This is a genomic window from Pseudomonas sp. xss_2 (assembly GCF_043104195.1).
Taxonomy (GTDB): Bacteria; Pseudomonadota; Gammaproteobacteria; order Pseudomonadales; family Pseudomonadaceae; genus Aquipseudomonas; species Aquipseudomonas urmiensis.
In genome coordinates, this window is sequence record NZ_JBICKL010000088.1 from 15,301 (window position 1) to 35,615 (window position 20,315).

Consider the following 20,315-nt stretch of genomic DNA (forward strand, 5'->3'; position numbering starts at 1 on the left):
TCATGGGCCAATGGCTCGACAGCCTGACCGGCTGGCTCAGCGCCAACCCGCAGTGGCTTGGCCTGGCAATCTTTCTGGTGGCGTGCATCGAATGCCTGGCCATCGCCGGCATCATCGTACCGGGCACAGTGCTGCTGTTTGCGGTCGCGGTGCTAGCCGGTAGTGGCGCCTTCACCCTCGGTGAAACCCTGCTGCTGGGCTTTGCCGGCGGGCTGCTCGGCGATGCGCTGTCCTACAGCATCGGCAAGTACTTCCACCAGAACATCCGCCGCCTGCCATTGATCCGCCATCACCCGGAATGGATCGGCAGCGCCGAGACCTACTTCCAACGCTACGGAATCGCCAGCTTGCTGGTCGGGCGCTTCATTGGTCCACTGCGGCCGATGCTGCCGATGGTCGCAGGCATGTTCGACATGCCCCTGCCGCGCTTTATCGCCGTCAGCATGGTGGCTGGCGCCGGTTGGTCGGTGGCCTACCTGCTGCCCGGCTGGGCCACTGGCGCGGCCATGCGCCTGCCCTTGCCCGAAGGCTTCTGGCTCGATGCCGGGCTGATCGCCGGGACACTGGCGGTACTGATCGGCCTGAGCCTCAATAGCAGCATCCGCGACCAGCGCCATGGCACCCGCTTGATCGCTGCCCTGAGCTTCCTGGCGCTGGCCGGGCTGTTCATCGGCTGGCCTTATCTGCACGAGTTCGACCAGGGCGTGATGACCCTGGTGCAAGAGCATCGCAGCCAGGCCGTGGATGGCGTGGTGGTGCTGGTTACCCGCCTGGGCGATTTCCGTACCCAGCTGTTCCTTGGCGCGCTGCTGACTGGCTTGCTGTTATTGGCGCGGCAATGGCGCCATGCCCTGTTTGCCGGCGCGGCGTTGATGGGTACTGCGCTGGCTAACGGCACGTTGAAGTGGTTGTTTGCGCGGGCACGACCTGAAGTGCTGACCGACCCGCTGACCAGCTACAGCATGCCCAGCGGACATAGTTCGGCGTCGTTTGCGTTCTTCTTGGTGATGGCCATTTTAGCCGGACGTGGCCAACCGCCGCGGATGCGGCTGACCTGGGTGCTGCTTGGCTGCCTGCCGGCGCTGTCGATTGCGCTGTCGCGGGTGTACCTGGGCGCGCATTGGCCGACCGACATTCTCGCCGGTGCGCTGCTGGCGTGCTGTGTGTGCGCTGTGAGCCTGACCCTGGTGCAGTATCGCCAGCCGCTGAACGCCTTGGGCCAGCGGGTTTGGTGGCTGGTGTTGCCGGCGTGCGTGGCGTTGTTGGCGTTCTTTGCCTTGCATGCGTTGCCGCAGGCTTTGCTGCGTTATCAGTATTGAGTGAGTCAGGGCCGGCCTCATCGCGGGGCAAGCCCGCTCCCACGCCAAGGATGTGAATGGAGCCGCACAGGCAAACGACCTATCAGGCAAACAACTCGCCCTGAATCCGCTCGAGCAGGTTCTGAATTGCCGCCAAACGCTCCTGCGGCGAATCGATCGTCAGCAAATCCAACTTGTCCTCTTCCATGAACGGCAATAGGTAAGCCAGCTGATTGGCCAACGACAGCTGGCCGTCGACCGGCCGAGGCATACCCAGTGCCTCGACCATCGGGTGCTCACCCAGGGCCAGCAGCAGCGCGAGTAAATCATCCTCATGCTCGGTCAATTCGCTGTCCGCGCCGTCCGCCAGCCAGTGCACCTCGCCCAGCAGCAACTGGTCCTTCTGCACCTCGGTCTGGATCACCTCGAAGCGCCGCACGCCCTCGACGCGGATCCCCAGCAAGCCGTTGTCCTGTTGGGTGAAATCGCGAATCAGCGCCTCACAGCCAATCGAAGCCACCACCGGCGGCGCCTTGCCAACCTGCTCGCCCTCCAGGATGCATACCACGCCAAAACCACTGCCTTGCTTCATGCAGCGGCCGATCATGTCCAGGTAGCGCGCCTCGAATATCTGCAAGTCGAGCATGCAACCTGGAAACAGCACGGTATTGAGCGGAAACAGCGGTAGCGTCATCACAAATCCTCAGGCCACCAGGCTAACCGCCAACGGCAGGAACACCGCCGTGGCCACACCCATCAGGCTCATCGCCAACGCGGCGAAGGCGCCGCATTCGTCACTTTCCTGCAAGGCCACCGAAGTGCCCACCGCGTGCGCGGTCACGCCCAGCGACATGCCCCGCGCCTCCGGGCTGAGCACGCCAAAGCGGGTCAGCAGCGCCGGGCCGAAAATCGCCCCGATCACTCCGGTAATCAACACGAACACCGCCGCCAACGCGGCCACGCCACCGATTTGTTCGGCCACCAGCATGGCAATCGGCGAGGTCACCGACTTTGGCGCCATGGTCATCAGGATCATGTGCTCTGCACCGAACCACCAACCCAGCAACAGGCACGCCAGGGTGGCGAACAGGCCTCCGATTACCAGCGTAGTAAATGTCGGCCAGAACAGCTGGCGAATGCGCCGCAGGTTCAGGTAGAGGGGTACCGCCAAGGCCACCGTGGCCGGGCCGAGGAGGATATTCATGATCTCGGTGCTTTTGCGGTACTCGGCATAGTCGATACCACAGGTGACCAGCACGCCGATCACCAGCAGCATCGACACCAGCACCGGCTGCAGGAAGATCCAGCGTGTTTTCTCATAGCCTGCCAGCACGATCTGGTAGGCCCCCAAGGTGATGCCGATGCCAAACAGGGGGTGATGAATGACCGCGTTGAGCGCGCCGTGCCAGTCGAGGGTCATGGTTGCTCCTCGCGTTTGCCTTGGCGATGGATGAGCTTTTGCATCAATACGCCGACGAACACCAGGGTGGCCAGGCACGACAGCACCAGCGCACCGACAATTGCCCAAAAGTCTGCGGCAATGTCATTGGCATACACCATCACTCCTACCGCCGGCGGTACCAGCAACAGCGGCAAGTAGCGCAGCAGACTGGAAGCGGCCTCGTTCAGCGGCTTGCCGACCTCGCCGCGAATCATCAGGAACACCAGCAACAGCAGCAGGCCAATGATCGGCCCAGGCAGAATGGGCACACACAGATGGTTGATTGCCGTACCCAGCAGTTGGAACAACACCAGCCAGGTCAAACCACGCAACAGCATAAGCATCTCCTTCGGGCATGGCGGCCATTATAAGCACGCGTTGGTTATGCCTATAAGCCGATATTCGCCGAAAACATGGCAACTTGACCGCAACCGCGCGACGTGCTGATCTTGGACTTTCGTACCACCCGAACAGCAATGACAATCCGGAGAGTCACGATGCCCTATGTACCTGTTGCAGAGCTTTCGCAGTACGTTGGAAAGGAACTGGGACGTTCCGAATGGCTGAAAATCGATCAGCAGCGCATCAACCTGTTCGCCGAGGCTACCGGCGACTTCCAGTTCATCCATGTCGACCCTGAAAAAGCCAGCAAGACCCCTTTCGGCTCCACCATCGCCCATGGTTTCCTCACCCTGTCGCTGATTCCCAAGCTGATGGAAGACATCCTGGTCCTGCCTGAAGGACTGAAGATGGTGGTCAACTATGGCCTGGACAGCGTGCGCTTCATCCAACCGGTGAAGGTCGATAGCCAGGTTCGGCTCAAAGTCGAGCTGACCGATGCCACCGAGAAGAAGCCGGGGCAATGGCTGCTCAAGGCTACCGCAACCCTGGAGATCGAAGGCGAAGAGAAACCCGCGTATATCGCTGAGCCGTTGTCGCTGTGCTTCGTCTGATCCTTCCCTGCACTGATCTGTAGGCGCTGACGAAGCCTGCAAGCGAGGGTGTATTGCCCTCGCTTTAGCGACTTAATGCCGTGGGGCTGCTGGGCAGCCCATCACAGGCTGCGTCAGCCCCACGCATTCCCTGGCTCGCCAGCGCTGTCTGTGCCAGCGCATTCTGCGGCATACTCGGTAGATCTATCGCCCGGAATCCGCCATGCGTCCTCTGCTGCCCCTCGCCCTGACCTTGTTGCTCGCCGCCTGTGGCGAAGGCGAACCGCTGTCGCCGCCAGACGCGCGCCTGCCCGATGGTGGCCGCTACCGCGGTGAAGTGGTCAACGGCCTGCTGCAGGGCGAAGGCCGCATCGACTACCCCAACGGCAGTTGGTACGCCGGCACCTTCAACAATGGCCAATGGCATGGCCAAGGTGAATGGCACGGCAGCAATGGGGAGGTCTACCGCGGGCAGTTCGCTGGCGGCCTGTTCGATGGCCTGGGCGACCTGACCACCCCCGGCAGCCACTATGCCGGTACCTTCAAGCACGGCCGGCGCGATGGCGAAGGCACCCTCAAGCAGAACGACCAGGTCTATCGCGGCCAATTCAAGGACGACCAGTACCACGGTGCCGGCGAGCTGGATTTGGCCGATGGCAGCCGCTATCAAGGCCTGTTCGCCAAGGGCAAGCCCAATGGCGCCGGGGTGCGCAGCGATGCCAGTGGCAACCAGTTCAGCGGCCGCTTCATCGATGGCCAGCTGCAAGGCAGCGGCACCTACGACAGCGTCGAGGGCGAGCAGTACATCGGTGAGTTCAAGGACAATCGCCTGGAAGGCCGCGGCCGCTACGAGAACGTCGACGGCGACGTGTGGATCGGCGAATTCAAGGACGGCTCGCTCGACGGCGAAGGCGAACTGCTCGGCAGCGATGGCAGCCGTTACAAGGGTGGCTTTCGCCAATGGCGCTTCAATGGCCAAGGCCACCTGCACCTGGCTGACGGCAGCCAGTACCTGGGCGGTTTCGTCGATGACGCTTACCAGGGCCATGGCCGGCTGACCCAGGCCAACGGCCGGGTCGAGAGCGGCTACTGGGTCAAGGGTGTGCGGGTGCGTGACGAAAAAGGCAAGCTGTTGCCCGACCCGCTGGACCTGGCCCTGCTCAATCAAGGCAAACTGCTCGCAGACGCCCTGGCCAAGGTCCCGCACTCCAAGCCGCCGATCCAGCTCTACAGCCTGGTGGTCGCTGGCGATGGCCAGCAGAGCGTATTCCTGCGCGAGGCCGACTACGTCAGCAACATGCTCAAGGTACGCTTTGGCGCCCATGGCCAGATCACCCTGGTCAACCACCGCGATCACCTGACCGACCGCCCCATGGCCACCCGCGAGAACCTCACCCGCGCCGCCAAGACCCTGGCCGAGCGCAGCGGTCCGGAAGACCTGGTGTTCGTCTATCTGACCAGCCATGGCAGCCACGACCATCAACTGGTGCTCGACCAGCCGCGCCTGCAGTTGGCCGACCTGTCCGCCGACGAACTGGCCAGTTCATTGGCGCCGTTAAAAGATCGCGACAAAGTCATCGTCATCTCCGCCTGCTATTCAGGGGGCTATATCGCCCCGCTCAAGGACGACCGGACCTTGATCATGACCGCCGCGCGCCCCGACCGGGTGTCATTCGGTTGCTCGGAAGAAGCCGACTTCACCTATTTCGGCGATGCCCTGTTCGCTGAAGCGCTGAACCAGACCGACGACTTGAAACAGGCGTTTGAACTGGCGCGCGCCAGCGTTGCCGAACGGGAAGCAAGGGAAGGCTTCGAAGCCTCGGAACCGCAGCTGTGGGCGCCGCCCGCCGTGCTCTCGCACTGGCAGCGCCTACGCCGGCAACAGGCCGAGCAAGCCTTGCGCAATGAAGCTCAGACAGCCACCCCGGCGCAGGAAAAAAACCCTGCCAGCCACTAAGCTGTGTGTAACAAGGGAGAGACATCATGTACTTGACGCCTCAGCATGTCCTGCTTGCCGGAGCCACCGGTCTTACCGGTGAACACCTGCTCGACCGCCTGCTCAACGAACCGACCATCAGCCGGGTGCTGGCGCCAACTCGCCGACCCCTGGCCGAGCACCCGCACCTGGAAAACCCAGTGGGTGACCCGGCAGTGTTTCTCCCGCAGTTGGGCGGGCGCGTCGATATCGCGTTCTGTTGCCTGGGCACCACCCTCAAGCAGGCAGGCTCGGAGTCGGCCTTCCGCGCAGTAGATCTGGACATGGTCGTGGCCTTCAGCAAGCGTGCCCGGGAGATGGGCGCGCGGCACCTGCTGGTGGTCAGCGCGATTGGCGCCGATGCCAAGTCGTCGATTTTCTACAACCGGGTAAAGGGCGAGATGGAAGAGGCGCTCAAGGCCCAGGACTGGCCACAACTGACCATCGTGCGGCCGTCGCTGTTGCTTGGCGAGCGGATCGAACCGCGCCTGGGCGAGCGTTTGGCGGCGCCGTTCTCCAAGTTCATGCCGGGCAAATACCGCGGCATCGAGGCGTGCACCTTGGCACGTGCGCTGTGGCGGCTGGCGCTGGAGGAGGAAGACGGGATTCGGGTTGTGGAATCGGATGAGCTGCGCAGGCTTGGCCGCAAGTGATGGTCACTTAAGATCCTGGGGCCGCGTTGCGGCCCCAACACTCTCACAGACCACCAGTAGCGTTGAAGCTCACCCCAAGCGCCGTCAACACCGACAATGGCAGCAACAAGGTATCGAGCAACAGGCTCCCCGGTAAATCCAACCGCGGATAAGCCGGCGCCTCGGCGCCAAACCTATCCAGCGGGCAACAGCCGCCGTTCATGACATACCAATCCAGACGCGTCCCGGCATACACCAAGGGCGCCCCCGGCTTGCTGGCATCCAGCGTACGCACCGTGGCGCAGCCACCCAGCTGGGCCAGCACCAGCAACCCCAGCAACGCCCGCCTCAATCATCGACCCCATAATGATGCTCGCCCCAACGCGGCAGCATGTCCTGCGGGATGTTCAGCAGATTGAGAATCCGCGCGACAACGAAGTCGACCAGATCATCGATGGTCTGCGGCTGGTGATAGAAGCCCGGCGCCGCCGGCAGGATCACCGCGCCCATCTGCGACAGCTTGAACATGTTCTCCAGGTGAATGGTGGAGAACGGCGCCTCACGCGGCACCAGAATCAACTGGCGACGCTCTTTCAGGGTGACGTCGGCAGCGCGTTCGATCAGGTTGTTGCAGGCGCCTGTAGCGATCGCCGACAACGTCCCCGTCGAGCACGGCACCACCACCATCGCCGCTGGTGCTCCGGAGCCGGAGGCCACCGGCGACATCCAGTCTTCCTTGCCGTACACGCGGATCTGCCCATCGGCGGCGCCGGTGTATTCTGTGAGGAAGGCCTGCATCGCCTGGGGCTTGGCTGGCAGCAGCACGTCGGTCTCGGTGGCCATCACCAGTTGCGCGGCCTTGGAGATGAGAAAGTGCACCTCTCGGTCCTCGCGCACCAGGCAGTCGAGCAGGCGCAGGCCGTACTGCGCCCCGGAGGCGCCGGTCATGGCCAGGGTGATGCGTTCCGGCCCGCTCATCACTGCAACGCCTCGGCCAGTTTGCCGTGCAGGCCGCCGAAGCCGCCGTTGCTCATGATCACCACGTGGGTGCCCGGCCGTGCCTGGCCTTTGACCCGCTCGATGATCGCTTCCAGGCTGTCGGCAACCACGGACGGCACCTTGCACTGGGCGGCAGTGGCTGCCAGGTCCCAGCCGAGGTTGGCCGGGGCGTACCAGATGACCTGGTCGGCGTCGTTGACGCTTTCCGGCAAGCCATCGCGGTGAGCGCCCAACTTCATCGAGTTGGAGCGCGGCTCGATCACTGCAATCACTGGCGCTTCGCCCACCCGCTTGCGCAGGCCGTCGAGGGTGGTGGCAATGGCGGTCGGGTGGTGGGCGAAGTCATCGTAGATGGTCACGCCCTGTACTTCGGCGACCTTTTCCATCCGCCGCTTGACGCTCTTGAAGGCGCTCAGACCGTCAATCGCCATCGCTGGCACCACGCCCACGTGGCGGGCAGCGGCCAAGGTAGCCAAGGCGTTGGCGACGTTATGCTGGCCGGTCATCTCCCACTTCACGATGCCTTGGGCAACCCCGTCGAACAGCACTTCAAAGTGCGAGCCATCGGCACTGAGCAGGCGCGCTTGCCACTGGCCGCCTTCACCCGTGGTTTGCACCGGCGTCCAGCAACCCATGCCGATCACCCGCTCCAAGGCTTGCTCGGTGGTCGGATGGATGACCAGGCCTTCGCTTGGAATGGTCCGCACCAAGTGATGGAACTGCCGCTCGATAGATGCCAAATCCGGGAAGATGTCTGCGTGATCGAACTCAAGGTTATTGAGGATCGCGGTACGCGGGTGGTAATGCACGAACTTCGAACGCTTGTCGAAGAAGGCGCTGTCGTATTCATCGGCCTCGACTACGAAGAACGGCGTGTCGCCCAGGCGCGCCGACACCGAGAAGTTCTGCGGCACGCCGCCGATCAGGAAGCCCGGGCTCATGCCGGCATGCTCCAGGACCCAGGCCAGCATGCTGCTGGTCGTGGTCTTGCCATGAGTACCGGCCACCGCCAGCACCCAGCGCCCCTGCAGCACATGGTCGGCCAGCCACTGCGGGCCGGAAACGTACGGCAGGCCCTTGTTCAGGACATATTCGACCGCAGGGTTGCCGCGCGACATGGCATTGCCGATCACCACCAGATCCGGCGCCGGTTCCAGCTGGGCAGGGTCGTAGCCCTGGGTCAGCTCGATGCCCTGGGCCTGGAGCTGGGTGCTCATTGGCGGATAGACGTTGGCATCGGAGCCGGTGACCCGATGGCCCAGCTCCTTTGCCAGGACCGCCAGGGAACCCATGAAAGTGCCACAAATACCAAGAATATGAATGTGCATGATCGACCTCGCAAAACGTCGAGGCAGGGTAGCCCAGGGCGAGCGAAATCGCACCCGCTGTTTCGTTCAGCCAGCCCTGGCGATGCCGTGTTTGCGAAGTTTTCGATACAAGGTATTGCGGCTGATGCCCAGGTGGCTGGCGACGTTGGTCAGGTGCCAGCGGTTTTGTTCCAACACAGCCAACAAGACACTGCGTTCAGCATCCTCTAGAGGAAGATCGGCGCGTAAAGGTAGATCGGCGTGCAGAGGTAGATCAGCGTGTGGAGGTAGATCAACGTGTGGAGGTAGATCAACGTGGGAGCGGGCTTGCCCCGCGATAGCGCCGGCGCAGACACCAGCGAACTGACCCATGTCGCTATCGCGGGGCAAGCCCGCTCCCACGCAATCCGTATTAGATCGCACCAGCACAGGCAAGTCGGCATAGGTAATGCGCTGGTTGTCGCACAGCGCCACCAGCGTGCGCAGCACATTGCGCAGTTGCCGCACGTTACCCGGCCAGGCGAATGCCAACAGCGCCTGGCGCGCCTGCGGCTCGATCTCGATGCGCTGCCCTTCAGCTTCCTGGCGCAACAAAAAGTCCAGCAGCGGCGCTTTGTCACTGCGCTCACGCACCGCCGGCAACGCCACTTCCAGGCCGTTGAGCCGGTAGTACAAGTCTTCACGGAAGCTGCCCTGCTCCACCCGCTGCAAGAGGTTGCGGTGGGTAGCGCTGATGATCCGCACATCCACCGCCTGCGCCTCACCACCAATCGGCACCACCTGGCGATCCTCCAGCACCCTGAGCAGACGCGTCTGCAACGCCAGCGGCATATCGCCGATTTCATCGAGCAACAACGTACCGCCATCGGCCTGCAGCAGTTTGCCGCGCATGCCTTCCTTGCGCGCACCGGTGAAACTGCCACCGCGATAACCGAACAACTCGCTCTCGATCAAACTCTCTGGCAGCGAAGCGCAGTTGATGGCCACAAAAGGCTTGTGCCGACGCTGACTGGCCTGGTGCACGGCCTGGGCGAACGCCTCCTTGCCGCATCCAGTCTCGCCGCGCAGCAGCAGCGGCACGTCGCGCTCGAACACGCGAACGGCGCGGCTGAAATCAGCTTTCAGGGCCGGATCGAGCAGACAGATCTGCGCCTGCGCCTCGGCCGTTTGCAGCGGCATCGCCGCTGGCACTGCCCAAGCTGCTGTGCGGGCCTGGCCACGCAGGCTGGCGAACACCTGGCGACCGTCGCGGGTATGCAGTGGCCAGACTGCGCTGCCCTGCGGCGTGGCACGGCCGAGCAAATCATCATGGCTACAGGCAAAAAACATATCCACAGGCTTGCCCAGCACTCCACCACGAATAGTGCCGAGCAGATTCAACGCACTCTGGTTGACCGCACTGATCCGCCCTTCGCCATCGAATGCCAGCAACCCTTCACTGAATAGCCCGACCGATTCGGCCTGCAAATGGAAACGCAGCAGCCACTGATGCTCGAAATGGCGCAGGAAATAACAGCTCTCGATCATCTTCGCCGAGAGGTTGACCAGCGCCATGGTATGGAACTGGCTCTGGCGCGAGACATCGGGCCGCGCCGAAGATACGTCGAGTACCGCCAGCAGCTCGCCATGCGGGTCGAACACCGGGCTCGCCGAGCAGGTCAGCCCGGTGTGGCGGCCACGAAAATGCTCGTTCTGATGGATGGTCAGCGCCTGACGCTCGACCAGACAGGTGCCAATGCCATTGGTGCCCTCGCTGGCCTCGCTCCAGTCGGCGCCCAACCACAGCCCGGCGCGCTCGAAAATACGCCGCTCGGTAGGCGCGGTGACGCAATTGAGGATCACCCCACGGGCGTCGGTCAGCAATACCGCGTGCCCCGCGCCCGATAGCTGCTGGTGCAGGCTGTTCATTTCGGTGCCGGCGATCTGCAACACCTGGCGCAGGCGTTCGCGGGTTTCCAGCAGGCGCCCGTGTTCGAGCACCACCGGCGCCTGGCCACGGTCAGGGTCGAGGTGATAGTCCTCCAGGCAGCGCAGCCAGGAGCGGGCGATCGAAGGGTCGCTAGCAGGTCCGCTGCCCTCGCCACGGGCAACTGTCAGGACTTGATGGGCATGGCGGCTGAACGCATTGCTCTGCATTTGTTGTTGTGCTCCGCAGATAGAGACTCAGGGCCAGCATCCTCCACCCGGCAAGGCTTTGCAATGGCGCACTGACCCACAGGTCACGCAGCGTGTCATTAGCGGTACAAACTGTCACTGCGCCCGTGCCATAGCGGGTACACAGGGACTCAACAATACCGGAATGAGCGCAGTAACTCCTTGATTCACAAGGAGCGCCCGGCAGTGGCCCAAGCTTTGCTCTACGCTTTCCAACTCCCCAACAAACACAATAGCCAGGAGAGACACCATGCGTTACGCACATCCCGGTACCGAAGGCTCCAAGGTCAGCTTCAAGAGCCGTTACGGGAACTTCATCGGTGGCGAGTTCGTAGCTCCGGTCAAAGGGCAATATTTCGAAAACACTTCTCCGGTGAACGGCAAGCTGATCGCCGAATTCCCCCGCTCCACTGCCGAAGACATCGACAAGGCGCTGGACGCCGCGCATGCCGCCGCCGACGCCTGGGGCCGCACCTCGGTGCAGGACCGCTCCAACGTCCTGCTGAAAATCGCCGACCGCATCGAGCAGAACCTCGAACTGCTGGCCATCACCGAAACCTGGGACAACGGCAAGCCGGTGCGCGAAACCCTCAACGCCGACATCCCACTGGCCGTGGACCACTTCCGCTACTTCGCTGGCTGCATCCGCGCCCAGGAAGGCGGCGCCGCCGAGATCAACGAAGGCACCGTGGCCTATCACATCCACGAACCGCTGGGCGTGGTCGGGCAGATCATTCCGTGGAACTTCCCGATCCTGATGGCCGCCTGGAAACTCGCCCCGGCCCTGGCCGCCGGTAACTGCGTGGTGCTCAAGCCGGCCGAGCAGACCCCACTGGGCATCACCGTGCTGGTCGAGCTGATCGGCGACCTGCTGCCGCCGGGCGTGCTCAACGTGGTGCAAGGTTATGGCCGTGAAGCGGGCGAGGCCCTGGCCACCAGCAAGCGCATCGCCAAGATCGCCTTCACCGGCTCCACCCCAGTCGGCTCGCACATCATGAAATGCGCAGCCGAGAACATCATCCCGTCCACCGTCGAGCTGGGCGGCAAGTCGCCGAACATCTACTTCGAAGACATCATGCAGGCCGAGCCGAGCTTCATCGACAAGGCTGCCGAAGGCATGGTCCTGGCGTTCTTCAACCAAGGCGAAGTGTGCACCTGCCCTTCGCGGGCGCTGGTGCAGGAGTCGATCTACCCGCAGTTCATGGAAGCGGTGCTGAACAAGGTCAAGAAGATCAAGCGTGGCGACCCTCTGGACACCGACACCATGGTCGGCGCCCAGGCCTCGCAGCAACAGTTCGAGAAAATCCTCTCGTACCTGGACATCGCCCAGGAAGAAGGCGCCGAGCTGCTCACTGGCGGCAAGGTGGAAAAACTCGAAGGCGCCCTGGCGACCGGCTATTACATCCAGCCGACCCTGCTCAAGGGCAACAACAAGATGCGCGTGTTCCAGGAAGAGATCTTCGGCCCGGTGGTCAGCGTCACCACCTTCAAGGACGAAGCCGAAGCGCTGGCGATTGCCAACGACACCGAGTTCGGTCTGGGCGCCGGCGTGTGGACCCGTGATATCAACCGCGCCTACCGCATGGGCCGTGGGATCAAGGCAGGCCGGGTGTGGACCAACTGCTACCACCTGTACCCGGCGCACGCGGCGTTTGGCGGGTACAAGAAGTCGGGGGTGGGCCGTGAGACGCACAAGATGATGCTCGATCATTATCAGCAGACCAAGAACCTGCTGGTGAGCTACGACATCAACCCGCTGGGCTTCTTCTAAACCGCGTCACGCCCTTCGCGGGCAAGCCCGCTCCCACAGGTACACCACTGCATTTGAAACTGTGTTGTCCCTGTGGGAACGGGCTTGCCCGCGAAGAGGCCGCCACTGACTTTTACCATTCCAGACCGGATCGCCCGAACGAACCGCTCTGGCTCGCTTCCTGCAGTACCCATCACCATCGGTCGGAAGCCTTCCGGCCACCAAGAAAAACAACAGGTGAATCTATGCCAAGCGATCAATCCACCGGCACGCCGGCAGGTGCTTCCGTCGACTTCGAAAAAGTCGGCTCAGACTATTTCCAGCAACGTGAACTGAAAAAAGGCGCCGCCGGCTGGGTCTTGCTGGTCGGCCTGGGGGTCGCCTACGTGATCTCCGGCGACTACGCCGGGTGGAACTTCGGCCTGGCCCAAGGCGGCTGGGGCGGCATGTTCCTCGCCACCCTGCTGATGGCCACCATGTACCTGTGCATGTGCTTCTCGCTGGCCGAACTGTCGTCGATGATCCCCACCGCAGGCGGCGGCTACGGCTTCGCCCGCAGCGCCTTCGGCCCCTGGGGCGGCTTCTTGACCGGTACCGCGATCCTCATCGAATACGCCATCGCCCCGGCCGCTATCGCGGTGTTCATCGGCGCCTATTGCCAGTCACTGTTCGGCATCGGCGGCTGGATGATTTATCTCGCCTTCTACATCGTCTTCATCGGCATCCACATCTTCGGTGTTGGCGAGGCGCTGAAACTGATGTTCATCATCACCGCGGTGGCGGCGATTGCCCTAGTGGTGTTCCTGATCGGCATGGTGCCCCATTTTGATGCAGCCAACCTGTTCGATATCGCCCCAACCAGCGCAGCAGGCGCCAGCAGCTTCCTGCCATTCGGCTACATCGGCGTGTGGGCGGCGATCCCCTATGCGATCTGGTTCTTCCTGGCGGTCGAAGGTGTGCCATTGGCTGCCGAAGAAACCAAGAACCCCAAACGCGACCTGCCGCGCGGTCTGATCGGGGCGATGCTGGTGCTGCTCGCCTTTGCCCTGCTGATTCTGGTGATCGGCCCGGGTGGCGCGGGTTCCGAAGCGCTCAAGGCCTCGGGCAATCCTCTGGTCGAGGCGCTGTCGAAGGCTTACGGCGGCTCAACCTGGATGGGCAACTTCGTCAACCTGGTCGGCCTTGCTGGCCTGATCGCCAGCTTCTTCTCAATCATCTACGCCTATTCGCGGCAGATCTTTGCGCTTTCTCGCGCCGGCTACCTGCCACGCAAATTGTCCGAGACCAACAAAAGCAAAGCGCCCGTGCTGGCCCTGGTCATTCCGGGGATCATCGGTTTCGCCCTGTCGCTGACTGGCCAGGGTGACTTGCTGATCCTGGTCGCGGTGTTCGGCGCCACCCTGTCGTACGTGCTGATGATGGCCGCACACATCACCCTGCGTATTCGTCGCCCCAAGATGGAGCGTCCGTACCGCACCCCAGGCGGCATCTTCACCTCGGGCGTGGCCCTGGTCTTGGCGTGCCTGGCCGTGGTCGCCGGATTCCTGGTCGATCCGCGCGTGGTGATTGGCGCGGCAGTGATCTATGGGGTATTAATTGCCTACTTTGCTTTCTACAGCCGCCACCACTTGGTAGCGGGGACGCCGGAAGAGGAATTCGCCGCGATCCAAAAGGCCGAAGAGGCCCTGCACTGATCGCCGATATGCGCCGCAGCTAGCTCCTGCGGCGCTCTGGAGAGTCTGTATGGCAAGTTTCGTACACACGGTAGGCAACCTGGTCTACCGATTCGACAGCCTCAAGGAAGTCATGGCCAAGGCCAGCCCGGCGCGCTCGGGCGACTTTCTGGCTGGGGTCGCGGCCAGCAACGACGGCGAACGGGTCGCCGCGCAGATGGCCCTGGCCAACATCCCGCTCACGCATTTTTTGAGTGAGGCGCTGATCCCTTATGAGCAAGACGAAGTCACCCGGCTGATCATCGACAGCCATGACGCCGAAGCCTTTGCCCCGGTCAGCCACCTGACGGTGGGCGGCCTGCGCGACTGGCTGCTCGGCGAAGACGCCACGCAAGACAGCCTGCGCGCCCTCGCCCCCGGCCTGACCCCGGAGATGGCTGCGGCAGTGTCGAAAATCATGCGCGTGCAGGATCTGGTGCTGGTCGCGCAGAAAATCCGCGTGGTGACCCAGTTCCGCGGCACCATGGGCCTGCGCGGTCGGCTGTCGACCCGCCTGCAACCGAACCATCCGACCGATGAACCGGCCGGGATCGCCGCGAGCATCCTCGACGGGCTGCTGTATGGCAACGGTGACGCCATGATCGGCATCAATCCGGCCACCGACAGTATTTCTTCGATCTGCGCCATGCTGGAAATGCTCGATGCGATCATCCAGCGCTACCAGATCCCCACCCAGGCCTGCGTGCTGACTCACGTCACCACCTCGATCGAGGCGATCAACCGCGGCGTGCCGCTGGACCTGGTATTCCAGTCCATCGCCGGCACCGAAGCGGCCAACGCCGGCTTTGGCATTAACCTCAATGTCCTGCAGGAAGGCTATGAAGCCGGCCTGTCGCTCAAACGCGGCACCCTCGGCCAGAACCTGATGTATTTCGAAACCGGCCAAGGCAGCGCCCTGTCGGCCAACGCTCACCATGGCGTTGACCAGCAGACCTGCGAAACCCGCGCCTATGCCGTGGCCCGCCATTTCAAGCCGTTTCTGGTCAACACCGTGGTCGGCTTCATCGGCCCGGAATACCTGTACAACGGCAAGCAGATCATCCGCGCCGGCCTGGAGGACCACTTCTGCGGCAAGCTGCTGGGCGTGCCGATGGGCTGCGACATCTGCTACACCAACCACGCCGAAGCCGACCAGGACGACATGGACACCCTGCTGACCCTGCTGGGAGTGGCCGGGATCAACTTCATCATGGGCATCCCCGGCTCCGACGACATCATGCTCAATTACCAGACCACCTCGTTCCACGACGCGCTGTATGCGCGCCAGACCCTGGGCCTCAAGCCCGGCCCGGAATTCGAGGCGTGGCTTGAGCGCACCGGCATCTTCACCCAGGCCGATGGCCGCATTCGCTTTGGCGACAACCTGCCGCCCGCTTTCCGCCAAGCCTTGGCGCAGCTGGCCTAGAGGTGACCATGGAACGACACACGCCCACCCACGACAACCCCTGGTTGGCCCTGCGCAATCTCACCCCGGCGCGGATTGCCCTGGGCCGCAGCGGCATCAGCCTGCCGACCGGCGCCCAGCTGGATTTCCAGTTCGCTCATGCCCAGGCCCGTGATGCGGTGCACCTGGCCTTCGATCACGCCAGCCTGCGCAGCCAACTGAGCGAACGCGGCCGCGACAGCCTACTGCTGCACAGCGCCGCCAGCGACCGCGACCAGTACCTGCAACGCCCAGATTTAGGCCGCCGGCTGAACCAGGAGTCGGTCCAGCAACTGCGCGAGCACGCCCAAGCCAATCCGGGTGGCGTCGATCTGGCCATCGTCGTCGCCGACGGTCTGTCGGCCCTGGCCGTACACCGCCATACCTTGCCGTTGCTCGCGCGCTTCGAAGAGCAGGCCGCCGCTGACGGCTGGAGCAGTGCCCCGGTGGTGCTGGTCGAGCAAGGCCGGGTTGCCGTGGCCGATGAAGTCGGCGAACTGCTTGGCGCACGCATGACCGTGATGTTGATCGGCGAACGCCCTGGCCTGAGCTCGCCAGACAGCCTTGGCCTGTACTTCACCTACGGCCCCAAGGTCGGCCTGACCGACGCCTATCGCAATTGCATTTCCAACGTACGCCTGGAGGGTTTGAGCTACGGCATGGCCGCTCACCGCCTGTTGTACCTGATGCGCGAAGCCTGCCGGCGCCAGCTGTCGGGGGTGAATCTTAAGGACGAAGCCGAGGTCCATAGCCTCGACACTGAAAACTCTTCAAGCAAAAGCGGAAACTTCCTACTTGGGGAAGAGTAAAAATCATGTCACGGAAGGTGGATTGCGCTTCTAGCCTGCATTGGGGCAGCATGCCCTTGAAAGCTGCTGGCAATCCGCTGTTTCCCCAAATGGACTCTGAGGGCCGCACATGCGCATCATCAAGGCAACCCTGGAACACCTCGACCTGCTCAACCCGTTGTTCGTGAAGTACCGCGAGTTCTATGGGCAGTTGCCCTATCCGGACAGTTCGCGCAGCTTCCTCGAGAAGCGCCTCAGGCTCAAAGAGTCGGTGATCTACCTGGCGCTGGCGGATGATGACGACAGCAAGCTGCTGGGTTTCTGCCAGCTGTATCCGAGCTTCTCGTCGCTGTCGCTCAAGCGCGTGTGGATTCTCAACGACATCTACGTGGCCGAAGACGCCCGGCGCATGCTGGTGGCCGACCACCTGATGCGCGAGGCCAAGAAAATGGCCAAAGAAACCAATGCCGTGCGCATGCGGGTGTCGACCAGCAGTGATAACGAGGTGGCGAAGAAAACCTACGAATCCATGGGCTTTCGCGAAGATACCGAGTTCACCAGCTACATTTTGCCGATCAACCAGGATTGAGCTACCCCACGCGAGGTCGCTATGCGGGTCGTGGCCAAGCGTGGGAGCGGGCTTTCCCCGCGATTGCGGCCGCCCGTTCCCACGTAGCCCTCATCCCAGCCAAAACCATCGTAACCCGCCGCTACAATCTCCCCGGGCACAATCTCCCCTTGTCCGTATAATGCCCCTCCTACATGTGTGAAAATTTACCCACTCGCAGGTAAACAAGCCTACGGCCTTGCCGATCTCCGTCTTTGCGCGCCCGTAGTCGCGGGTCAAGAACACAGGTGCTGTACATGGATTTCAACCCGCTGGACCTTATCCTGCATCTCGATGCCTACCTCGATCTGCTGGTCACCAACTACGGCCCCTGGATCTACGCCATTCTGTTTGCCGTGATCTTCTGCGAGACCGGCCTGGTGGTGATGCCCTTCCTGCCCGGCGACTCGCTGCTGTTCATCGCTGGTGCCGTGGCCGCAGGCGGCGGAATGGACCCAGTACTGCTGTCCGGCCTACTGATGGCGGCGGCAATCATGGGCGACAGTACCAATTATGTGATCGGGCGAACGGCGGGCGAACGCTTGTTCAACAAACCCGATTCGAAGATCTTCCGCCGCGATTACCTGCAGCGCACCCACGAATTCTACGAGCGCCACGGCGGCAAGACCGTGACCCTGGCGCGTTTCCTGCCGATTCTGCGCACCTTTGCGCCGTTCGTCGCCGGCATCGCCCACATGCATTACCCGCGCTTCCTGGCCTTCAGCGTCGCTGGCTCGCTGTTGTGGGTCGGCGGCCTGGTCACCCTGGGCTTCTTCTTCGGCAATGTGCCGTTCATCAAGCAGCACCTGTCGCTGATGGTCGTCGCCATCATCGTCTTGTCGCTGGTGCCGATGATCCTCGGTTTGCTGCGTGGCCGCTTCGGCCGCGCCGCCAAGGCGCACTGACCGGCCCATGTGGTCGTTACGCGCCTGGCGGCGTCGACGTACCCTGGCCCGTTATCCGATCGATGCCCAGCTGTGGCAGGCTGTTCGTGAACAGCTGCCACTGCTCGACGGTATCAGCGAGGAAGAAGACCGCTGGCTGCGCGAAGCCTGCGTGTTGTTTCTGCATGACAAGCACCTGACCACCCTGCCCGGCGTCGAGCTGGACGACCAGCAGCGCCTGCTGCTCGCCGCCCAGGCCCAGTTGCCACTGCTGCACCTGGGCGACCTGGACTGGTATCAAGGCTTTCACGAAATCATCCTCTACCCCGACGACTTCAAAAGCCCCCAGCGCCACCGCGACGCCAGCGGCGTCGAGCACGTGTATGACGGCGAACACAGCGGCGAAGCCTGGCAACAAGGCCCGGTGATCCTGGCCTGGGACGGCGTGCTCAGCGGGGGTGGCTGGGAGGCCTACAACCTGGTGATCCACGAGCTGGCGCACAAACTCGACATGCTCAACGGCGACGCCAACGGCCTGCCGCCACTGCACAGCGACATGCACGTCGGCGACTGGTCCAAGGCCATGCAACAGGCCTACGACGATCTCAACCGGCAGCTGGACGCCAACCCTGACGCCGAGACCGCCATCGACCCCTACGCTGCGGAAAACCCCGGCGAATTCTTTGCCGTCACCAGCGAGTATTTCTTCAGCGCCCCCGACCTGCTGCACCAGGCTTATCCACAGGTGTACCAGCAATTGGCGCTGTTCTACCGCCAGGATCCATTAGCACGCCTGAGCCAACTGCAGGCCGAACATCCGCTGTACCGCGATCATCAGCACTGACATGCTCCTGCACACGCCCGCACATCAGGCAGGGCGTGGCGTGGCCCAGCAGAATATGCCTATAATCGCCGCCAATTTTCCGATCAGACACGGGGGCACTGCCCAATGAGCTACAGCAAGATTCCGGCTGGCAAAGACCTGCCGAACGACATCTACGTCGCCATCGAGATCCCGGCTAACCACGCGCCGATCAAATACGAGATCGACAAAGACAGCGACGCGCTGTTCGTCGACCGTTTCATGGCTACCCCGATGTTCTACCCAGCCAACTACGGCTACATCCCCAACACCCTGGCTGACGACGGTGATCCGCTCGACGTGCTGGTCGTGACCCCTTACCCGGTCGCTCCAGGCTCGGTCATCCGCGCCCGTCCAGTCGGCATCCTGAACATGACCGACGACGGCGGCGGCGACGCCAAAGTCATCGCCGTACCGCACGACAAGCTGTCGCAGCTGTACGTCGACGTCAAAGAGTACACCGACCTGCCAGCGCTGCTGATCCAGCAGATCGAGCACTTCTTCGCGAACTACAAAGATCTCGAGAAGGGCAAGTGGGTCAAGATCGAAGGCTGGGACGGCGCTGACGCCGCCCGTGCCGCGATCACCAAATCGGTTGCAGCCTACAAAGGCTAAGCCCGATGGGTATCTAGAGCCCCGCTTCGGCGGGGCTTTTTTGTGCCTGCTCAACGGCGGTAAGGGCAATATCCAAGAAAAGTCCTACTCAGTCCTAGGAGCCGTCTCTCAATACACGCCATTTCTCACACACCACGCAAACCTCAGGTTCATTTTCCCGCAGCCGCTTGCCCGCTAGACTCGGCCCCATGACTACCTCTGGTGACCGCCTAAAGTCACTCCTTCAGGAGTGCGAACTAACCCCTTCCGACTTCGCTGCCCAGCGCGGCGTCACGCCCCAGCACGTCAACAACTGGTTCAAGCGCGGTATTCCTCTGGCCCGCCTCGATGAAACCGCCGACCTGTTCTGCGTGCACCGTCGCTGGCTGCTAAGCGGCGAAGGCCCTAAACATCCAAGCCCGATCCTGCGACAAAGCCTCTTAACGCCCACCCCGGCAAAAGCCAGCCCGCTGCTGGGCGACGATACGCGCATGGTAAACATCGCCCTACACAGCGTGCGCAACAGGCGTCTGCAAGCCGACCAACACAGCTATCTGCCGCTCCCCCAGCAAGCCCTCGAAGCGCTTGGCGTGGCAGTGGAACAGGCCATCTGCGTGAACATGCCCGCCGCCAACATGGCCCCGCTGATCCCCGTGAACGCCATCGTTGCCATCGACCGGGGCATGACTCAAGTCGTCGAAGGCCAAGCCTATGCCCTACTGCACAACGGCCAACTGAAAGTGCACAGTCTCAGCCTCGGCAACAACGACACCCTGTGTTTACACAGCCACGACCGACGCAATTACGCCGTCGAGCGCTACACCCCCGCCCAACGCCATGCGCAAGGCCTGGAAATCCTTGGCCGGGTGTTTCATTGGTCATATTTCAGCCAGCCAGTATCAGGCTGAAACACCCAGTGCCACTTTTTGCTGGGCA

Annotated in this window: 20 protein-coding genes; 13 read left to right on the forward strand and 7 right to left on the reverse strand. The window is 62.7% G+C overall.

Features of this window, described 5'->3' with window-relative positions:
- The first annotated feature begins 2 nt into the window (after positions 1-2).
- Complete coding sequence (locus ACF8K2_RS22290) at positions 3-1,319, forward strand: bifunctional DedA family/phosphatase PAP2 family protein (protein ID WP_392467654.1); 1,317 nt, start codon at positions 3-5, stop codon at positions 1,317-1,319.
- Positions 1,320-1,401: 82 nt separating this feature from the next.
- Here ACF8K2_RS22290 and ACF8K2_RS22295 read toward each other — a convergent pair whose 3' ends face one another.
- The 3 genes from ACF8K2_RS22295 to ACF8K2_RS22305 are packed head-to-tail and all read right to left on the reverse strand — an operon-like array spanning position 1,402 to position 3,077.
- Positions 1,402-1,992 carry an LON peptidase substrate-binding domain-containing protein gene (locus tag ACF8K2_RS22295; protein WP_392467656.1) on the reverse strand — a complete coding sequence of 197 codons (591 nt, stop codon included), beginning with the start codon at positions 1,990-1,992 and terminating at the stop codon, positions 1,402-1,404.
- A gap of 9 nt (positions 1,993-2,001) precedes the next feature.
- Positions 2,002-2,718 (reverse strand): LrgB family protein, encoded by a 717-nt coding sequence (locus tag ACF8K2_RS22300; RefSeq protein WP_186556657.1) that lies wholly within the window; start codon positions 2,716-2,718, stop codon positions 2,002-2,004.
- A complete protein-coding gene (locus ACF8K2_RS22305; RefSeq protein WP_186556656.1) occupies positions 2,715-3,077 on the reverse strand; it encodes a CidA/LrgA family protein in 363 nt (120 codons plus the stop codon). Before ACF8K2_RS22305 ends, ACF8K2_RS22300 begins: the two co-directional genes overlap by 4 nt.
- 159 nt (positions 3,078-3,236) lie before the next feature.
- On the opposite strand from ACF8K2_RS22305, the gene ACF8K2_RS22310 reads away from it, so the two are divergent.
- The 3 genes from ACF8K2_RS22310 to ACF8K2_RS22320 all read left to right on the forward strand — a co-directional run bounded on the left by ACF8K2_RS22310 (position 3,237) and on the right by ACF8K2_RS22320 (position 6,299).
- Positions 3,237-3,692, forward strand: a complete 456-nt coding sequence (locus tag ACF8K2_RS22310) for a MaoC family dehydratase (RefSeq protein WP_392467659.1) — start codon at positions 3,237-3,239, stop codon at positions 3,690-3,692.
- A 202-nt stretch (positions 3,693-3,894) separates the two neighbouring features.
- Positions 3,895-5,628, forward strand: a complete 1,734-nt coding sequence (locus tag ACF8K2_RS22315) for a C13 family peptidase (RefSeq protein ID WP_392467660.1) — start codon at positions 3,895-3,897, stop codon at positions 5,626-5,628.
- Positions 5,629-5,654: 26 nt separating this feature from the next.
- Positions 5,655-6,299: an oxidoreductase gene (locus tag ACF8K2_RS22320; protein WP_186556653.1), complete on the forward strand. Its 645-nt coding sequence runs from the start codon at positions 5,655-5,657 to the stop codon at positions 6,297-6,299.
- 43 nt (positions 6,300-6,342) lie between these two features.
- Here the strand turns inward: ACF8K2_RS22320 and ACF8K2_RS22325 are convergent, their stop codons facing one another.
- The 4 genes from ACF8K2_RS22325 to ACF8K2_RS22340 form a co-directional block, all read right to left on the reverse strand.
- Complete coding sequence (locus tag ACF8K2_RS22325) at positions 6,343-6,630, reverse strand: YceK/YidQ family lipoprotein (protein WP_186556652.1); 288 nt, start codon at positions 6,628-6,630, stop codon at positions 6,343-6,345.
- Positions 6,627-7,256, reverse strand: coding sequence for a flavin prenyltransferase UbiX (ubiX, locus tag ACF8K2_RS22330; protein WP_392467662.1), 630 nt, complete (start codon positions 7,254-7,256; stop codon positions 6,627-6,629). Before ubiX ends, ACF8K2_RS22325 begins: the two co-directional genes overlap by 4 nt.
- A complete protein-coding gene (mpl, locus tag ACF8K2_RS22335) occupies positions 7,256-8,605 on the reverse strand; it encodes a UDP-N-acetylmuramate:L-alanyl-gamma-D-glutamyl-meso-diaminopimelate ligase (protein WP_264236624.1) in 1,350 nt (449 codons plus the stop codon). The genes ubiX and mpl overlap by 1 nt, the downstream gene beginning before the upstream one ends.
- Positions 8,606-8,671: 66 nt before the next feature.
- The gene (locus tag ACF8K2_RS22340; protein ID WP_392467664.1) at positions 8,672-10,720 is read right to left on the reverse strand and encodes a sigma-54-dependent Fis family transcriptional regulator; all 2,049 of its coding nucleotides are present in this window, start codon (positions 10,718-10,720) and stop codon (positions 8,672-8,674) included.
- A gap of 268 nt (positions 10,721-10,988) precedes the next feature.
- Between ACF8K2_RS22340 and ACF8K2_RS22345 the strand changes: the two genes are divergently transcribed.
- The 9 genes from ACF8K2_RS22345 (at position 10,989) to ACF8K2_RS22385 (ending at position 20,287) form a co-directional block, all read left to right on the forward strand.
- Positions 10,989-12,509, forward strand: coding sequence for an aldehyde dehydrogenase family protein (locus ACF8K2_RS22345; RefSeq protein ID WP_186556648.1), 1,521 nt, complete (start codon positions 10,989-10,991; stop codon positions 12,507-12,509).
- A gap of 224 nt (positions 12,510-12,733) precedes the next feature.
- Complete coding sequence (eat, locus tag ACF8K2_RS22350; RefSeq protein ID WP_392467666.1) at positions 12,734-14,182, forward strand: ethanolamine permease; 1,449 nt, start codon at positions 12,734-12,736, stop codon at positions 14,180-14,182.
- Positions 14,183-14,231: 49 nt separating this feature from the next.
- Positions 14,232-15,626, forward strand: a complete 1,395-nt coding sequence (locus ACF8K2_RS22355) for an ethanolamine ammonia-lyase subunit EutB (RefSeq protein WP_392467668.1) — start codon at positions 14,232-14,234, stop codon at positions 15,624-15,626.
- An 8-nt stretch (positions 15,627-15,634) separates the two neighbouring features.
- On the forward strand, positions 15,635-16,453 hold the full coding sequence (gene eutC, locus ACF8K2_RS22360; RefSeq protein ID WP_186556645.1) for an ethanolamine ammonia-lyase subunit EutC: 819 nt from the start codon (positions 15,635-15,637) through the stop codon (positions 16,451-16,453).
- Between the two features lie 109 nt (positions 16,454-16,562).
- The gene (locus ACF8K2_RS22365; RefSeq protein WP_186556644.1) at positions 16,563-17,021 is read left to right on the forward strand and encodes a GNAT family N-acetyltransferase; all 459 of its coding nucleotides are present in this window, start codon (positions 16,563-16,565) and stop codon (positions 17,019-17,021) included.
- A gap of 275 nt (positions 17,022-17,296) precedes the next feature.
- Entirely contained in the window at positions 17,297-17,944 is a 648-nt protein-coding gene (locus ACF8K2_RS22370; protein WP_186556643.1) for a DedA family protein, read from the forward strand.
- Positions 17,945-17,951: 7 nt separating this feature from the next.
- The gene (locus ACF8K2_RS22375; RefSeq protein ID WP_312151758.1) at positions 17,952-18,767 is read left to right on the forward strand and encodes a zinc-dependent peptidase; all 816 of its coding nucleotides are present in this window, start codon (positions 17,952-17,954) and stop codon (positions 18,765-18,767) included.
- Between the two features lie 105 nt (positions 18,768-18,872).
- Entirely contained in the window at positions 18,873-19,400 is a 528-nt protein-coding gene (gene ppa / locus ACF8K2_RS22380) for an inorganic diphosphatase (RefSeq protein ID WP_110737970.1), read from the forward strand.
- A gap of 188 nt (positions 19,401-19,588) precedes the next feature.
- Positions 19,589-20,287, forward strand: coding sequence for an XRE family transcriptional regulator (locus tag ACF8K2_RS22385; RefSeq protein ID WP_392467671.1), 699 nt, complete (start codon positions 19,589-19,591; stop codon positions 20,285-20,287).
- The last annotated feature ends 28 nt before the right edge of the window (positions 20,288-20,315 follow it).

Excerpts from the sequence above, each read along its gene's own strand:
- ACF8K2_RS22365 (WP_186556644.1), top strand. The coding sequence starts at position 16,563 with ATGCGCATCATCAAGGCAACCCTGGAACACCTCGACCTGCTCAACCCG.
- ACF8K2_RS22300 (WP_186556657.1), bottom strand. The coding sequence starts at position 2,718 with ATGACCCTCGACTGGCACGGCGCGCTCAACGCGGTCATTCATCACCCC.
- ACF8K2_RS22375 (WP_312151758.1), top strand. The coding sequence starts at position 17,952 with ATGTGGTCGTTACGCGCCTGGCGGCGTCGACGTACCCTGGCCCGTTAT.
- ACF8K2_RS22305 (WP_186556656.1), bottom strand. The coding sequence starts at position 3,077 with ATGCTGTTGCGTGGTTTGACCTGGCTGGTGTTGTTCCAACTGCTGGGT.
- ACF8K2_RS22290 (WP_392467654.1), top strand. The coding sequence starts at position 3 with ATGGGCCAATGGCTCGACAGCCTGACCGGCTGGCTCAGCGCCAACCCG.
- ACF8K2_RS22370 (WP_186556643.1), top strand. The coding sequence starts at position 17,297 with ATGGATTTCAACCCGCTGGACCTTATCCTGCATCTCGATGCCTACCTC.
- ACF8K2_RS22320 (WP_186556653.1), top strand. The coding sequence starts at position 5,655 with ATGTACTTGACGCCTCAGCATGTCCTGCTTGCCGGAGCCACCGGTCTT.
- ppa (WP_110737970.1), top strand. The coding sequence starts at position 18,873 with ATGAGCTACAGCAAGATTCCGGCTGGCAAAGACCTGCCGAACGACATC.
- ACF8K2_RS22345 (WP_186556648.1), top strand. The coding sequence starts at position 10,989 with ATGCGTTACGCACATCCCGGTACCGAAGGCTCCAAGGTCAGCTTCAAG.
- ACF8K2_RS22295 (WP_392467656.1), bottom strand. The coding sequence starts at position 1,992 with ATGACGCTACCGCTGTTTCCGCTCAATACCGTGCTGTTTCCAGGTTGC.
- ACF8K2_RS22310 (WP_392467659.1), top strand. The coding sequence starts at position 3,237 with ATGCCCTATGTACCTGTTGCAGAGCTTTCGCAGTACGTTGGAAAGGAA.
- eutC (WP_186556645.1), top strand. The coding sequence starts at position 15,635 with ATGGAACGACACACGCCCACCCACGACAACCCCTGGTTGGCCCTGCGC.
- ubiX (WP_392467662.1), bottom strand. The coding sequence starts at position 7,256 with ATGAGCGGGCCGGAACGCATCACCCTGGCCATGACCGGCGCCTCCGGG.
- ACF8K2_RS22385 (WP_392467671.1), top strand. The coding sequence starts at position 19,589 with ATGACTACCTCTGGTGACCGCCTAAAGTCACTCCTTCAGGAGTGCGAA.
- ACF8K2_RS22355 (WP_392467668.1), top strand. The coding sequence starts at position 14,232 with ATGGCAAGTTTCGTACACACGGTAGGCAACCTGGTCTACCGATTCGAC.
- eat (WP_392467666.1), top strand. The coding sequence starts at position 12,734 with ATGCCAAGCGATCAATCCACCGGCACGCCGGCAGGTGCTTCCGTCGAC.
- mpl (WP_264236624.1), bottom strand. The coding sequence starts at position 8,605 with ATGCACATTCATATTCTTGGTATTTGTGGCACTTTCATGGGTTCCCTG.
- ACF8K2_RS22340 (WP_392467664.1), bottom strand. The coding sequence starts at position 10,720 with ATGCAGAGCAATGCGTTCAGCCGCCATGCCCATCAAGTCCTGACAGTT.
- ACF8K2_RS22315 (WP_392467660.1), top strand. The coding sequence starts at position 3,895 with ATGCGTCCTCTGCTGCCCCTCGCCCTGACCTTGTTGCTCGCCGCCTGT.